This window comes from Roseibium denhamense (genome assembly GCF_009711415.1).
Lineage (GTDB): Bacteria > Pseudomonadota > Alphaproteobacteria > Rhizobiales > Stappiaceae > Roseibium > Roseibium denhamense.
Map to the genome: position 1 here is coordinate 48,014 of NZ_SMLZ01000092.1, position 14,824 is coordinate 62,837.

Here is a 14,824-nt window from a genome sequence, read left to right on the forward strand (position 1 = left end):
TGGACCGAAAAGACTTTTGCCGGAGCGTTCCTGCCGCTATGGTCGGCCATGTCCTTTCCGTTAACGGCAGGCTGCTTTCGCAGCCTGCACAGTTATACGGGCTGGCTGGGAGGAAAGAATGGCAGATACCGAACGCCCGTGGACGGCGTTTTACGGGCCCGACATGCGCGCCGACATCGAGACCGCATCCTATCGCAATATCGGCGATTTGGTCCGCTCGATTTCGGATACCCACGGCAAGTCCCCCGCATTTACCGCTTGTATGCCGAATGGCATGAACGGCACGTTGACCTTTGCCCAGGTCGATGAAATGTCCGACGCTTTCGCTGTCTATCTGCGCGAGGTGGCAGGACTGACCAAGGGCGACCGCGTCGCGCTCCAGATGCCGAATTGCCTTTCGTTTCCAGTCGCAGCCTTCGGCATTTTGAAGGCCGGCTGTGTGCTGGTGAATGTCAATCCGCTTTACACGGCGGAGGAGATGGCCCGCCAGTTCCAGGATGCCGAACCGCATGCCCTCGTCATCATCGACATGTTTGCCGACAAGATCCCGGCAGCAACGAAGGGCCATCCGATCCCGAACATCATCGTGACGCGGGTTGCCGAGTTTTTGCCAACGCTGCCGCGGGGCATCATCGGACTGGTGCAAAAATACTGGGACAAGAGCGTCAAACCGATCGAATTTTCCCATATCCGGTTTGCCGAAGCCCTCACCGCAGGGCGGGCACACCGTGAGAAGGACCGGATCGAAGTGGATGCGTACCACCAGTCCATTGAGCCGGATGACATTGCCTGTCTGCAATATACGGGTGGGACCACCGGCACGGCCAAGGGCGCCATGCTGACCCACAAGAACCTGATCATCAACATGGAGCAATCGCTGGAGATGATCCCGACGATTTGCCGGGGCGAAGAGGTCGCGCTCACAGCTCTGCCCATGTATCACATTTTCGCATTCACGGTGAATCTGCTCGCTTTCTACCGTCTTGGCTCGCGCAACATTCTGATCCCCAGTCCGCGTCCGCTGACAAACCTCAAAAGAGCCTTTGAGAACTATAAAATCACCTGGATGAGTGGGGTCAACACGCTGTTCAACGGGCTCAACAACGAACAATGGTTTCTCGATACGCCGCCGAAACACCTGAAACTGTCATCGGCCGGCGGCATGGCGCTGCAGGCCGATGTGGCCCGGCGTTTCGAAGAGATTACCGGAAAGCCGGTGCTTCAGGGCTATGGCCTGACGGAAACATCGCCCGTCCTCAGTTTCAACCCGATCGGAAAAATCCGCGACGGATCGATTGGCGTTCCGGTTCCCTCCACGGTCCTGAGATGCGTTGACGACAACGGGCATCCGGTTCCGCAGGGCGAACGGGGCGAGATCGCGGCGAAAGGTCCGCAGGTCATGGCCGGATACTGGAAAAAGCCGGCCGAAACCGCCGAAGTCCTGAAAGATGGCTGGTTCATGACCGGGGACATTGGGGTGATGGATGCCGACGGCTACTTCACCATCGTGGACCGGAAAAAGGACATGGTGGTTGTGTCGGGCTTCAACGTCTATCCGAATGAAGTCGAGGACTGCCTTGCCACTCATCCAGGCATCTTTGAATCCGCCGTGATCGGTGTCCCGGACCCGTCAACCGGCGAAGCGGTGAAAGCCTTTGTGGTTCGTACCGACAAAAGCCTCACGGAGACAGAAATCCGGGCCTACTGCAAAGAGCATCTCACCGCCTACAAAGTCCCAAAGCTGGTTGAGTTCCGTGACGAACTCCCGAAATCGAATGTCGGCAAAATCCTCAGAAAAGACTTGCGCTCAAAAGCCATGAGCGCCCAAGCGGCGGAGTAACCGATGGTTGGAGCATTTGAACAGGCGCTGCTCGCCGCAATGATTTTTGTCATCATGCTGGGCATGGGCGCTTCGCTCACCCCGCGCGATTTCTATCTTGCCCTGCGCAGGCCCTATGCCCTTGGAATCGGGGTCGTCTCGCAATACGGCTTCATGCCGTTCATCGGCTTCCTGATGACAATTGCACTTGGCCTGCCGACACCGATCGCGCTCGGACTATTGATCGTCTCGTGCATGCCAGGCGGCACCACGTCGAACATCTTCACCTATTTCTCAAAAGGCAATCTGGCTCTGTCCGTTTTAATGACAGTCACCTCGACCGTGTTCGGTGTGATCCTGATCCCGATTGTCCTTCTCGTTTATGCATCCGCCCTTGATCTTGAGATACCCCGCGAAAACATCATTGCGACCCTGGTGATCCTGCTGGTGCCGGTCGGCATCGGCATGACCATGCGCCGCCTGAATGCCAATGCCGGTGCCGTGACAGAATTTCTCGGCTCAGCGCTCGCCCTCTTCTTCATCGCGTTCATCGCAATTTCATGGGTTCCGCGAAACTGGCAATTCCTGCTGACCACAGCGCCCAGCACATATTTCGTGGCCATCATGCTTGGCGTCTTCGGCATCAGCATAGGCTACATCTTTGCAAAATCGCTCAAGCTTCATCCACGCAATGCCCGCACCGTTGCCCTTGAAACAGGCATCCAAAATGCTCCCCTTGCGATTGCCATCATCGCCCTCACCTTTCCCGGCGAAGAGCAGCAACCCATCATGGCGGTGGGCGCCCTTTATTCGCTCTTCATTGTGATGACATCAACTTTGGTGACGCTCATTTTCCGCCGCGCAAACACCGCAGCGGAGCAAAAAATACCAGATAGCCTGCTCTAATCCGGCAGCGCCGCGGCGGAAGACGTTCAACGCCCGAAACTGACCGGAGAATAGTTGGCCGGACAACTTCGGGCGTTTGAAACCACTTGGCTGTTGCTTGAAGCTAAGGCTGCCGCTGGTGGGAAGCCGGGACGACCACCTCAGGGCTAGGTGGTTGGCAGGGCTTTAAGACGCGCTGCTGCGACGAAACTGGCGAAAACGCGGCAGCTGGCGGCTGTCTTTGATCAGGTATCAACGGCCTGTAGCAATGGGTGCCACTGCCCCCGGATCTCATGGGACCGGGTATCGGAATAGTCGAAAATCCCGGATCCCGCAGCTGCATGTTTTGCATAAGCGACCCGGTCGGAAATCCGCGCCAAAAGCGGGTAGCCCTTCTTTGACAGCGTCTGCTCCAGTTCCCCGACCTGGGTGGACCGGCGGTTGATCCGGTTTGCAACCACGAAAATGTCCGCCTTGCCTTTCCGGACACGCTTGATGTCGGAAATTCCGTCGAGAAACTTCAAGGTTGCGTCCCAATCGAAAGCGGACGCCAAAACCGGGACAATAATGTCGGACGCTTCTGCGATCAGGTTCTTGGCATGCTCGGAGCGCAAGCCCCCCGGGCCATCTATAACAATCGCATCCAGTTTCTTGTCCTTGTCCCCAATCGCCTCCTCCTTGGTCCAGTTCAAACCTTCGATAGCGGCGAGGCTCTTCGGTCGGCGCTTGAGCCAGGACAGGCTGGATTTCTGACGGTCGGCGTCTGCAAGGGCAACATCTTCACCGCGCGCGGCCAGTGCAGCTGCAAGATTCGTCGCAACGGTCGTTTTTCCGCATCCGCCCTTGGAGTTCACCACCAGAATCTTGCGCATGTCCTCACCTCTAAAATCTTCTCTTGTATTGCCGCCCAACATAGGCGCACAGATTGCACCTTTTCAAGTGCAGCGCTTCGAAAAGTTACCATTTCGTGGCGACAAAGCGGCAGACATCGGGTATAGCTTTCGATCACCATGGAAGTGATTACAAAAACAAAAGATCTCGCTGCTGCCTGCCAGCGCCTCGCCGCCTACGACTATGTCACCGTTGACACGGAGTTCCTCCGTGAAACGACCTTCTGGCCGAAACTCTGTGTCATTCAGATGGCCGGTCCCGACATGGCCTTTATCGTCGACGCCTTGGCCGAAGGACTTGACCTTGCTCCCTTTTTCGACCTTATGCGCGACGCCAGTGTGACAAAGGTCTTCCATGCAGCCCGTCAGGATATTGAAATCATCTACCATTTGGGAGAGCTGATCCCGGCGCCGCTCTTCGACACCCAGGTTGCCGCCATGGTTTGCGGCTTTGGTGATTCCATTTCCTATGATCAGCTGGTCTACAAGGTGACCGGAGCGCGGATTGACAAGTCGTCCCGATTCACGGATTGGGCCCGCCGTCCGCTGACAGCCAAACAGCTTGATTATGCTCTCGCAGACGTGACGCACCTGCGCGACGCCTTCCAGTTCCTCAAGGCAAACCTTGCCGAACAAAACAGAAGCCATTGGGTTCAGGACGAAATGGAGGTCCTGACGTCGATTGCGACCTACCGGACGGATCCTGAGCAGGCCTGGAAGCGGCTCAAACTGCGCGTTCGAAAACCAATCGAACTGGCCGTCATGATGGAGTTGGCCGCCTGGAGAGAGCGTGAGGCCCAGTCGCGGGATGTGCCGCGCAGCCGGGTAATTAAGGATGACGCGATCTATGAAATCGCAGCTCAACAACCCGCCTCAGCCGAAGCCCTCGGCCGTCTGAGGACCATTCCGCGCGGGTTTGAGCGTTCCAAATCGGCGGACGCGATCATTAGGGCCGTTCAGAGGGCCCTCGACTTGCCGAAAAACGATCTTCCGAAACTGCCGAAAGGCCGTCAGGCACCGGACGGGTCAGCGGCTGCGGTCGACCTTTTGAAGGTGCTGCTCAAACTGGTCAGTGAAGCGCATGGCGTTGCGGCAAAAGTCATTGCGACTGTCGACGATATCGAAAAGATCGCAGCGGACGACGATGCCGATGTCGCCGCTTTGAAGGGCTGGCGGCGCGAGCTTTTCGGTGAAACCGCCTTGAAACTCAAACGCGGTGAAGTGGCCCTCGCCTTCCAGGACCGGCATATCGTTGCCATCGAGCAACCCCCTGCGCCTGTCAGCAGCCAAGCAGCCGAATAGCCAAAGATCAGTGTCTCTAGCCCGACGCTAGATCATGCCATATGCGATCAGCTTTGAGCCGTGAACCGGCTCCGGTTTATCGCCCGCTGATCTAGCCGTGTCCATCGCATCAGATGGCGATGGTGATGTGCCGGTCCACAATCTTCGCCAGTTGACCGACCCGTTTGCGCAAGCGCTCACCATCAAGATCGGAAAGGCTCTTGCCCAGCGCCAGAACAACTTCATCGCCTGACGTTTTGATTTGCACTTTCGGCAGCATGCCCGCCATGGACGCACTGAGAAGCGATGCCACGCGCAAAATCGCCCCCAGCATCTTCGCCCGGCTTCTGAGGCGGTCCGTGAACAGGTCCCTTATGACCTGAGACAAGGCCCCTTCCCGTAAGCCCTCATGACGATAAAAAACCGAGGCTGCCAGATAAGCGCGGCTGGCGTGATCCAATCCAACAAAGGACGCGTTGGATATGATGTTCAAGCTCTGCTCGCCGCGGTAATCCGGATGTGCGCGCCAGCCGATATCCGACAACAGGCAGGCAGCCCGGCGAAGGCGCACCTCCTCCTCCATCTCATCAATGCCAAGGACTTCGAACAACCGGTCTGTCCAGGCAATCAGCTCCTCGGCATGCTCCGGAGAGCGGGCCCTCAGCGTACACAGCTCACGCGCAGCCTCAATCACGGGATCCTGCACCTGGATGTCCTCCGGAAGGCGCTCATGAAGCAGGCCTTCACGGACCCCGGTTGCAGAGAAAACGACCCGTTCGGCCTTCATGGAGGTCAGGATCTTTTCCATGACCACCGCCCCGATCGGCACCAGGGCGCGGCGCTGTTTGGAGACAACCTCGGACATGTCGATGCCCTCGAGGTTCGCGACCTGAATATCCCGGCAGAACGCAATCGCCTCTTCCGCACCGATTTCGTAATTATGCATCACATGCAGCGGATATCCTCTTTGCATGAGATGCAGCCGGCCAAGGGAGCGCCAAGTTCCACCGACAGCATAAAACGTACGCTCGCCAGCCGCCAATTCCGGCCACTTATAGTCTTTGAGGGTTTCAGCCGTGATTTTGAGTGCCTTTGAAATTTTGCCGCCCGCCATTTCGGTCAGGCGCAAGCCGCCGAGCGGGAATGTCATCCCGTGTCCGGGCGCGTTTGGCGCCACTTCGACAAGCTCAAGGCTGCCGCCACCCATGTCGCCGACAACCCCGCGCGGTTTCCAGAACCCGGCAATGACGCCCATGGCGGAGTAGTAGGCCTCTTCGTTGCCGTCGAGAATCCTGACTGGCGCTTCCAGGATCTTTTCCACCTCGCGGACAAACTCGGGCCCGTTCTCCGCGTCCCTCGCCGCGGCCGTGGCAACAATGTAGGTTTCCTGGCAATTCGTGTGCTCAATCAGCATCTTGAACCGGGTGAGTTCGCCCAGAGCCAGCTTGACGGATTCATCGGCAAGACGGCCGGTTGCTGCGATCCCCCGCCCAAGACCGGCCAGCAGCTTTTCATTGAACAGCATGGTCGGCGTCCGGGCCTTGCGCTCATAAATGACAAGGCGCACGGAGTTCGAACCGATGTCCACGACCGCAACCGGCCCGGACCCGTTGAGCCGGCCGCGCGCCGGCTTGTAGTCGCTTGCCATTCTATCCTCGTTTTTGCCGCTCGAGGAACGGCCGCGGACGGTCGCTCTTTAAGGATTTGCCCCGGCCGGACAGCGATGGATTGGTCATGAAATACTGATGTGCATTGAAGGGTTCTTCATTCGCATTCGGAACGATCCGCTCATGGCTGCCATCAGACACGATCCGCCAGCTCTGCTGGTTGTCCTTCATGTTGGCGACCATGATCTGATCCAGAACCTGTTCGTGAACCGTCGGGGTTCGAAGCGGGGCGAGTACCTCCACCCGCCGGTCGATATTGCGCGGCATCAGATCCGCCGAGCCGATATAGACCCGCGCCTCCGGCGATGGCAACCCATGGCCATTTCCAAAGCAGAAAATCCGTGAATGCTCCAAAAACCGGCCAACAATAGACTTCACGCGGATATTTTCGGACAAGCCGGAGATACCGGGCCGCAAACAGCAGATGCCCCGAATTATAAGGTCGATCTGCACGCCCGCCTGGCTGGCCCGGTAAAGTCCGTCGATGATTTCCGGGTCCACGAGGGAATTCATCTTCATCCAGATTTGCGCCGGACGCCCCGCCTTCGCGTGCTCGATCTCCGCTTCGGTAAACTCCAGCATGCGTTTGCGCAGGTTGATTGGAGAAACCGCCAGGTGGTTCAGCTCCTCTGGTTGCGCATAGCCCGTAATGAAATTGAAAACCCGGGCAGCATCTTCGGCGATATCCGGATCGTCTGTGAAGAAAGACAGGTCTTCGTAGATGCGCGCTGTAATGGGATGATAGTTGCCTGTGCCGATGTGGCAGTAGGTCTTCAGCTGCCCATGCTCACGCTTGATCACCATCGACAGTTTGGAGTGGGTCTTCAGCTCGATAAACCCGAACACGACCTGCACGCCCGCCCGCTCCAGATCGCGCGCCCACTTGATGTTGGCCTCTTCGTCAAACCGGGCCTTCAATTCCACCAGAGCAGTCACCGATTTGCCAGCTTCGGCCGCCTCAGCCAGTGCCTTCACGATGGGGGAGTTATTGGACGTCCGATACAGCGTTTGTTTGATGGCCACCACATCCGGATCGCGCGCGGCCTGACGCAGATACTGCACAACTACGTCGAAAGACTCATAGGGATGATGGACAATAATGTCCTTCTGGTGGATCGCCGCCAGGCAATCGCCTCCATGCTCGCGGATGCGTTCGGGAAAGCGTGCCGAATATGGTTCAAACTTGAGATCCGGACGCTCCAGGTCAACGATCTGCGAAAGATTGTTCAGCGCCAGAAGACCTTTGGCCAAGAAGATCTCGTTGTCGCTGACATTTAGGGCTTCCGCGACAAACTCGCGTAAGGCGGGCGGCGTCGTTTCCTGGATCTCCAGCCGGATCACAGAGCCCCGGCGGCGGCGCTTCAGCGCGCTTTCGAAAAGCCGGACGAGGTCTTCAGCTTCTTCCTCGATTTCAAGATCGCTGTCCCGGATGACGCGGAAAGCCCCCTTGCCCCGGATCTCGTATCCCGGAAACAGGCGGGCGATGAACAGGCTGACAACCTTTTCGATGGCGATGAAACGCGCGCCGCCCTCAGGCGGTCCAGGCAGCTGGACGAAACGGTCCACCTGGTTCGGTATCCGCAATAAGGCAATCATCCCCCGGCCACCGGACACCGGAACCAGTTCAAACACGATGGAGAAGCCGAGGTTCGGAATGAACGGGAACGGGTGCGCCGGATCGAGCGCCAGCGGGGTCAGAACCGGAAACACATAGGACAGGAAGTATTCCTGCAACCACGTCTTGTCAGACGGAGACAGGTCTTCAACGCCGGTAATATGAACGCCCTTGTCAGCGATTTCGCCGCGCAGTTCCCCCCATATCCGTTGCTGGGCGGCCTGGAGCTCGCGGACAGCTTCGCTGATCTTTTGCAGTTGTTCTGTCGGTGTCAGTCCATCGTCAGAAAGGTTCGTAACCTCGGCACGCTGCTGGCCTCTAAGACCTGCAACCCGAACCATGAAAAATTCGTCCAGATTGTTCGCGGAGATCGACAGGAAGCGGACGCGTTCAAGCGCGGGATGGTTCTCGTTCCGCGCTTCTTCCAGAACGCGCAGATTAAACTGCAGCCACGACAGTTCGCGGTTCATGAACCGTGCCGGTGACGTTGCCAGGTCTTCGCCGTCGGGTTTTGTCACCCGCGCCATCTGGGACGCGGCGGCCTCATCGGGCGGGAGTGAGGTTTCGTGGCGTTCAACAGTCTCGGACATGGCACCATCCTCACGGTGTGCGTAAACGCAAGTTACAAAACGCATGCTCACAAGTGACTAGCATGATCGCGCAAGCGGACAAACCGGCTGCCGCTGTTTGAGCGGCAAGTGAGCATGTTTCATGGCCTGTTATGCACATCTTCCAGTACGCGTCCAGCGAGCTGCTTCGTGATTTTCACACGCCCTGCAAGCGCCTCGCGGTCGATGGCATCCACGGCCCGTATCGCGACCCCCAATGACCGCTCCATCCGCACAACAAGATAATCAACTACACCGATATCCACCGAGATCTGGCGGTCCGCGAACAGCTTCACCAGCACCCGTTGCAGGAGATCATCGTCCGGTTCGAGAATTTCGACCGGCGTTGCCGCCCGAAGCCGTGACATCAGATCCGGCAGGGTGATTTTCCAGCTGACCGGCCAGGTGCGGCTGGTCAGCAGAACGGTCTTGCCTGACTGGCGGGCCGCATTGAGAAGATGGAAAAGCGCTGTGTTATCGACACCCTCATGCGCGTCTTCCACAACACATGCTGGCGCAGCTGCAAGGCTTTCTACGGACGCTTCGGTGAGAGCCTTTGCATCTATCACCGCAGCCCCTGTGTCCGTCCGGAAAGCTTCCACAAGATGGGTCTTTCCGGAGCCCACAGGTCCCGCCAGGACAACAACCGGCGACGGCCAGTCGGGCCAGCGTTCCAGCAGTTCAAAGGCCGCAAGGTTGGAGCGCCCGATCAGATAGTCGTCGCGGCCGAGCGCGGCCTCATGCGGCAAAATCAAAGGCAGTTGGCGCGGAGGTTCCGCCATCATACTCGCTACTGTTCGTCGGTGGCGGCCGCTTTCCGGCCCGTTCCACGGTATACTGAGCTCGCTAGGTACTGCCTCAGGGCAAAACGCGCAAGCACGCCGATCATGGCAGCCGCCGGAACAGCCACCAGCATCCCCACAAATCCAAAGAGATATCCAAAGGCAAACAGAGCGAACATCAAGGTGACCGGATGCAGCCCCGTGCTGTCTCCGACGAGTTTCGGCTGCAGGATGTTGCCTTCCAGGAACTGGCCAACTGCGAAAATGGCCCCGATAATGACGATCATCGGCCAGTCCGGCCAGAACTGAACCAGTGCGACACCCACAGACAAGATGAAACCGAGGGCAGCCCCGACAAATGGGATGAAACTGACGAGCCCTGCGCCCATACCGATCAACAGGCCAAAGTTCAGACCGGCAATCGCAAGAGACGCTGCATAGAAGGTTCCCAGGATCAGGCAGACAGAAAGCTGTCCGCGGACAAACCCGGCGACGGCTTGATCCATTTCCCGCGCAAGCGCCCGGAGCTCTTCAAGGTGGTCGCGCGGAAGCCAGCCGTCGATGCGGCCCACCATCTTGTCCCAGTCAAGCAGCAGGTAAAAGGCCACTACGGGTGTGATGACAAACAAGGACAAGATCGATAGCAGCGCCTGCCCCCCGCTCCAGATCGATTGGGCCAGCTTGCCGACAAAGGAGGCCCCCTGGCCGACAAGGTTGGACATGTTCGATTGCAGGTCTTCTAGGCTGATCCCGGCAATACTGGCGAGCCGGCCGCCAAGCTGTTCTGACACAAGGGCCTGGAGCTGTTTCACTAGCTCCGGAAACCGGTCCAGGAAGCCGAGCAGCTGATTCCCGAGGATCGGAAGGACCAGAATGAAAAACAGAACGAGGATCAGGACGAACGAAAACAGGATTGTCACGGTCGCCCAGATACGGCTCATGCCCATCTTTTCGAGCCGGTCGCACACCGGATCCAACAGATAGGCAACGGCCATCCCGGCGACAAACGGCAAGAGAACGCTCGAAAACACATAGAGAAAAGCGCAAAATACAGCCAAGGAAATGAGCCAGAATTGTACCTGACGCTGTAGTGTCATTCGTCTTTCCTTCCCGATTTGCTTCGAGCCGCTGCGGGCACTTAGGCGGTCCGGTGGCGTCCGGTCAAGTGCTGCAAAGGCGGGCGGTCACCTGAGGGCGCCCCGAGCCCGGGCCTTGTGCTCAAGGGCTCAAAGCTGTATGCGCGGCAAGGACTGTTGATTGCGGCCGGGCGCGCCCGCCTTTCCGCCGAAAATTCTGGAGCCGTCATGAGCCAATCCACACCCAACGGACAAAACGGTCTGACCTACGCCGATGCAGGTGTTGATATTGATGCCGGTAACGAACTGGTAAATCGCATCAAGCCGCTGGTAAAGGCAACGTCGCGGCCAGGCGCGGACAGCGATATTGGCGGTTTTGGAGGTCTGTTCGACCTCAAGGGCGCCGGTTTTCAGGATCCTGTTCTGGTGGCCGCCAATGACGGGGTCGGGACCAAGCTGAAGATCGCGATCGAGTCCGGCCAGCATCGCACGGTTGGAATTGATCTGGTCGCCATGTGCGTCAACGATCTTGTGGTCCAGGGCGCCGAACCCCTTTTCTTCTTGGACTATTTCGCAACCGGAGCCTTGGACATCGAGACTGCAACGGATGTCGTTGCAGGCATTGCAGACGGCTGCAAACAGGCCGGCGCAGCTCTGATCGGTGGTGAGACGGCCGAAATGCCGGGCATGTATGCTGCGGGCGATTATGACCTGGCCGGTTTTTCCGTCGGAGCGGTTGAACGGGGACAGATTCTGCCCCGCAAAGATGTCGCAGAAGGCGATGTGCTGCTGGGTCTGACCTCCTCGGGCGTACACTCCAACGGCTTTTCCATGGTGCGCAAGATTGTTGAACTCAGCGGGCTGGAGTGGTCTTCACCGGCCCCGTTTGCGGCCGGACAGAGCCTCGGCGAAGCGTTGATGGAACCGACCCGGAATTTACGTCAAACCCTTGCTGGCTGCCCTGAAAGCGACCACTGGAATCAAGGCCCTTGCCCACATCACTGGCGGAGGTCTTCCGGAAAACCTGCCGCGCGTTCTTCCACAGAACAGCTCAGCCCGGATCGACCTTGCAAAGATCCCAACGCCCGCCGTGTTCAAGTGGCTTGCGGGCGCCGGAGGTGTTGCCGAGACTGAAATGCTGCGGACGTTCAACTGCGGCATCGGCATGGTCCTGGTCGTGGATGAAGCCGAGGCTGAAAAGGTCAAGGATGCCCTCTCGAACGCAGGCGAAACCGTTGTCGAGATCGGACGGATCGAGAAACAGGGCGATGCACCCCTGCTCTTTGACAACACGCTGGGGCTGGCGCAATGACGCGCAAAAAGACGGCTGTTTTGATTTCCGGCCGGGGCTCGAACATGGGGGCCTTGATCTCGGCTGCAATGGATCCAAACTATCCGGCCGAAATCGCATTGGTTTTATCGAACCGGCCCGATGCCAAGGGGCTTGAACGGGCCGTGGAATTCGGCATTCCAACGGCGGTTGTGGATCACCATGACTTTTCCGGCGACCGCGAAGCCTTTGAACGGGCTGTTGATGCGGTCTTGAAGGACCGCAAGATCGATTTGGTGGCGCTTGCCGGCTTCATGCGGATACTGACACCTTATCTGGTGAACTCATGGTCTGGCCGCATGATCAACATTCACCCGGCGCTTCTTCCCTCCTTCAAGGGTTTGGCCACCCATGAACGGGCCTTAGAGGAAGGTGTCAAAGTGCATGGTGCAACAGTCCACTTTGTATCTGCGGAGATGGATGATGGCCCCATCATCATTCAAGGAGCAGTTCCAGTGCTCGATGCCGACACGCCGGACAGCCTTGCCGCCCGTGTTTTAAAGGTGGAACACACGATCTACCCAAAGGCCCTTAAACTGATTGCCAGCGGCAAGACAAAAATTGCCGACAGCCGCGTCTTGTCTGGAAACCCGGATTTGGAAGAAACACCGGAACTTGTTTGGCCGTAAGCCGTGCTGACAATCCCGTCAATTGAATGTATACAGTCAATATACAGTCAATTTGGGAACCGATGCTTCGATGACAGACTGGTATCCGGACCTTTCCGGGAGCAACGCGCCACGGTATCTAGCCCTCGCGCAGTGCATTGAAGACGATATCGCGTCCGGCCGGCTGAAACCCGGAGACCGTCTGCCCGCACAGCGCCCGCTTGCTCAAAAACTGGGACTTGATTTTACAACTGTTGCAAGGGGCTATACCGAGGCCCGCCGCCGGGGGATCATTGCATCCCAGGTCGGTAGCGGCACATTTGTGACCAAGACAGGCGGCCAGGGCAGGCTCCGCTCCCCTTCACAAGGCGAACAGCGCAACCCACTCCCGGACCACAGCATGAATCTCCCGCCGGAGACGGCAGACCCGGACCTCATCGCACAGATGCAAGACAGCCTTGAAAGGCTGAAAACAGACCTTGTGCCGCTCATGAGATATCAGTCTTTCGACACCTCGGTGATCGACCTTGAGGCAGGGGCACACTGGCTTGGAGGGTCCGGCCTTTTTCCCGAACGCAAGCATATTCTGATTGCGCCCGGCGCGCAGGCGGCCCTTGCGGCGATCCTGGCGCAGCTGGCGCAGCGCGGAGACACAATCGCCTGCGAAGCCATTACATATCCCGGGATCCGGTCATTATGCGCTCAGATGGGACTGCGCTTACAGGGCATAGCAACGGACGTTGATGGCGTGGTACCGGAGGCTTTCGAAGATACGTGCCGGAAGGACCAGCCCAAGGCCCTTTATCTCAACCCCACCCTGCAAAACCCCACCTGCTGCACGATACCTCAGGAACGGCGCGTTCAACTGGCAAAGATTGCAGATCGCTTCCAGGTGCCCATCATTGAAGATGATCCTTATAGCCAGCTTGACCCGAAAGCACCGCCCCCGCTCGCCACGACCGCTCCGGAACTCACCTGGCACATAAGCTCTTTGTCGAAGTGTGTCAGCGCTGGTTTGCGGATCGCCTACATCGTACCGCCGGACAAACAGGCCGGATGGCAGCTATCGCGTGCCATGCGCACGTCTCATGTGATGCCCGCGCCGTTTACTGTGGCTCTTGCAACAGACTGGATTCAAAAAGGAATCGCAACAAGGCTAAGGGATTTTGTGCGTACGGAAAGCATGGCCCGCCAGGCATCAGCGGCCAAGGCCCTTCAGGGCCAGCGATACTCCGCTAACCCCAATGGTTTTCACTTGTGGCTTGAGCTTGTTCATGGCTGGACCGGCGCAGCACTAGCCAATCAGAGCCCCCTGAGACTGCTTGGACCTGCCTCGGCCGAGGCCTTTTGCGTTGACGCCGCCGCACCTGCCGCTGTCCGCCTGTGCCTTGGCGGCCCCACCTCCCGGGGAGAGATCGCAAATGCGCTCGACGCCCTAGCGGGTCTTCTGGGCGCATCTCCCGAAGAGGCCTCGGCGTTCATGTGACCATTCACGGGCGCGCCCATACAGACCTGCCAAAATGCCGCAATCAGACAGCTTGCATTAAGCAGTCAATTTGATATTTTGACTGCATTCAATTGCAATCAATTAAGTTGGATTGCAACGACACGAAGCCGGACGCAGCAAAATGCGCCGGCTGGAAAGGTCCTGCAATGAGCACTCACGATAGTTGGCCGGAGCTACCGCCCATCCAGACCGGCATCAGAGGCCGGTGCCCCCGATGCGGCGAAGGTAAGATTTTCGACGGGTTCCTGACCATGCGCAAGGCCTGCAATCACTGCGGCCTCGACTATAGTTTTGCCGATCCGGCGGACGGCCCGGCCTTTTTTGTGATCTGTTTTGGCTGCATTCCGGCGGTGGCTTTCGGGATCTGGCTGGAGATTGCTTTCCGCGCGCCCTACTGGGTTCACCTGTTCACGACCCTGCCGGTGATACTGCTGACCTGTATTCCTCTGCTGAGGCCGCTGAAGGGCTGGCTGGTTGCAAGCCAATATTTCTACAAGGCTGAAGAGGGAAAACTGGTCACGCCGGAACCACACAGCCCGGCCGCCCAGCCGCCAGCCGAGCCGAACTAGCAGATGCTCGACCAGTCAAACATCAATCAGCTTTGGGCGGTAAATCGCGTCCGATGTATCGCCCGCTGATCTAAGCGAATCGTCCATGAACAGCAGGTCCGGTTCCGGCAGGGGTCAATCATCTGCTTCATGTTGAAATCGGGCCGGAATTTGCATTTTCGGACGGGAAATGCCGCCGGCCTCTGCC

At 58.2% G+C, this 14,824-nt stretch carries 11 protein-coding genes and 1 pseudogene; 7 read left to right on the forward strand and 5 right to left on the reverse strand.

Annotation, left to right across the window (positions count from 1 at the left end; all coding sequences use genetic code 11):
• Positions 1 to 118: 118 nt before the first annotated feature.
• Positions 119 to 1,840 carry an AMP-binding protein gene (locus tag E1180_RS04505; protein WP_155189882.1) on the forward strand — a complete coding sequence of 574 codons (1,722 nt, stop codon included), beginning with the start codon at positions 119 to 121 and terminating at the stop codon, positions 1,838 to 1,840.
• 3 nt (positions 1,841 to 1,843) lie between these two features.
• Entirely contained in the window at positions 1,844 to 2,725 is an 882-nt protein-coding gene (locus E1180_RS04510; protein ID WP_155189883.1) for a bile acid:sodium symporter family protein, read from the forward strand.
• Positions 2,726 to 2,949: 224 nt separating this feature from the next.
• Here the strand turns inward: E1180_RS04510 and E1180_RS04515 are convergent, their stop codons facing one another.
• On the reverse strand, positions 2,950 to 3,576 hold the full coding sequence (locus E1180_RS04515; RefSeq protein WP_155189884.1) for a ParA family protein: 627 nt from the start codon (positions 3,574 to 3,576) through the stop codon (positions 2,950 to 2,952).
• Between the two features lie 138 nt (positions 3,577 to 3,714).
• Here E1180_RS04515 and rnd point away from each other — a divergent pair, with 138 nt between their 5' ends.
• Positions 3,715 to 4,896 (forward strand): ribonuclease D, encoded by a 1,182-nt coding sequence (gene rnd / locus E1180_RS04520; RefSeq protein WP_155189885.1) that lies wholly within the window; start codon positions 3,715 to 3,717, stop codon positions 4,894 to 4,896.
• A 109-nt stretch (positions 4,897 to 5,005) separates the two neighbouring features.
• On the opposite strand, the gene E1180_RS04525 is transcribed toward rnd, so the two are convergent.
• From E1180_RS04525 to E1180_RS22365, 4 genes are all read right to left on the reverse strand, one after another.
• Positions 5,006 to 6,523, reverse strand: a complete 1,518-nt coding sequence (locus E1180_RS04525) for a Ppx/GppA phosphatase family protein (protein WP_155189886.1) — start codon at positions 6,521 to 6,523, stop codon at positions 5,006 to 5,008.
• A gap of 1 nt (position 6,524) precedes the next feature.
• Complete coding sequence (locus E1180_RS04530; RefSeq protein WP_155189887.1) at positions 6,525 to 8,747, reverse strand: RNA degradosome polyphosphate kinase; 2,223 nt, start codon at positions 8,745 to 8,747, stop codon at positions 6,525 to 6,527.
• A 119-nt stretch (positions 8,748 to 8,866) separates the two neighbouring features.
• Positions 8,867 to 9,547: a P-loop NTPase family protein gene (locus tag E1180_RS22360; protein ID WP_155189899.1), complete on the reverse strand. Its 681-nt coding sequence runs from the start codon at positions 9,545 to 9,547 to the stop codon at positions 8,867 to 8,869.
• Between the two features lie 8 nt (positions 9,548 to 9,555).
• Positions 9,556 to 10,644, reverse strand: a complete 1,089-nt coding sequence (locus tag E1180_RS22365; protein ID WP_155189888.1) for an AI-2E family transporter — start codon at positions 10,642 to 10,644, stop codon at positions 9,556 to 9,558.
• Positions 10,645 to 10,851: 207 nt separating this feature from the next.
• Here E1180_RS22365 and purM point away from each other — a divergent pair.
• The 4 genes and pseudogenes from purM (at position 10,852) to E1180_RS04560 (ending at position 14,637) form a co-directional block, all read left to right on the forward strand.
• A pseudogene (gene purM / locus E1180_RS04545) lies at positions 10,852 to 11,935 on the forward strand (phosphoribosylformylglycinamidine cyclo-ligase).
• Positions 11,932 to 12,582, forward strand: coding sequence for a phosphoribosylglycinamide formyltransferase (purN, locus tag E1180_RS04550; RefSeq protein WP_155189889.1), 651 nt, complete (start codon positions 11,932 to 11,934; stop codon positions 12,580 to 12,582). Before purM ends, purN begins: the two are co-directional and overlap by 4 nt.
• A 70-nt stretch (positions 12,583 to 12,652) precedes the next feature.
• Entirely contained in the window at positions 12,653 to 14,047 is a 1,395-nt protein-coding gene (locus E1180_RS04555; protein ID WP_155189890.1) for an aminotransferase-like domain-containing protein, read from the forward strand.
• A 167-nt stretch (positions 14,048 to 14,214) separates the two neighbouring features.
• On the forward strand, positions 14,215 to 14,637 hold the full coding sequence (locus tag E1180_RS04560) for a DUF983 domain-containing protein (protein WP_155189891.1): 423 nt from the start codon (positions 14,215 to 14,217) through the stop codon (positions 14,635 to 14,637).
• The last annotated feature ends 187 nt before the right edge of the window (positions 14,638 to 14,824 follow it).

What these genes read in the sequence shown, in the direction of transcription:
- E1180_RS04505 (WP_155189882.1), top strand. Translation starts at nt 119, where the DNA reads ATGGCAGATACCGAACGCCCGTGGACGGCGTTTTACGGGCCCGACATG.
- E1180_RS04510 (WP_155189883.1), top strand. Translation starts at nt 1,844, where the DNA reads ATGGTTGGAGCATTTGAACAGGCGCTGCTCGCCGCAATGATTTTTGTC.
- E1180_RS04515 (WP_155189884.1), bottom strand. Translation starts at nt 3,576, where the DNA reads ATGCGCAAGATTCTGGTGGTGAACTCCAAGGGCGGATGCGGAAAAACG.
- rnd (WP_155189885.1), top strand. Translation starts at nt 3,715, where the DNA reads ATGGAAGTGATTACAAAAACAAAAGATCTCGCTGCTGCCTGCCAGCGC.
- E1180_RS04525 (WP_155189886.1), bottom strand. Translation starts at nt 6,523, where the DNA reads ATGGCAAGCGACTACAAGCCGGCGCGCGGCCGGCTCAACGGGTCCGGG.
- E1180_RS04530 (WP_155189887.1), bottom strand. Translation starts at nt 8,747, where the DNA reads ATGTCCGAGACTGTTGAACGCCACGAAACCTCACTCCCGCCCGATGAG.
- E1180_RS22360 (WP_155189899.1), bottom strand. Translation starts at nt 9,547, where the DNA reads ATGGCGGAACCTCCGCGCCAACTGCCTTTGATTTTGCCGCATGAGGCC.
- E1180_RS22365 (WP_155189888.1), bottom strand. Translation starts at nt 10,644, where the DNA reads ATGACACTACAGCGTCAGGTACAATTCTGGCTCATTTCCTTGGCTGTA.
- purN (WP_155189889.1), top strand. Translation starts at nt 11,932, where the DNA reads ATGACGCGCAAAAAGACGGCTGTTTTGATTTCCGGCCGGGGCTCGAAC.
- E1180_RS04555 (WP_155189890.1), top strand. Translation starts at nt 12,653, where the DNA reads ATGACAGACTGGTATCCGGACCTTTCCGGGAGCAACGCGCCACGGTAT.
- E1180_RS04560 (WP_155189891.1), top strand. Translation starts at nt 14,215, where the DNA reads ATGAGCACTCACGATAGTTGGCCGGAGCTACCGCCCATCCAGACCGGC.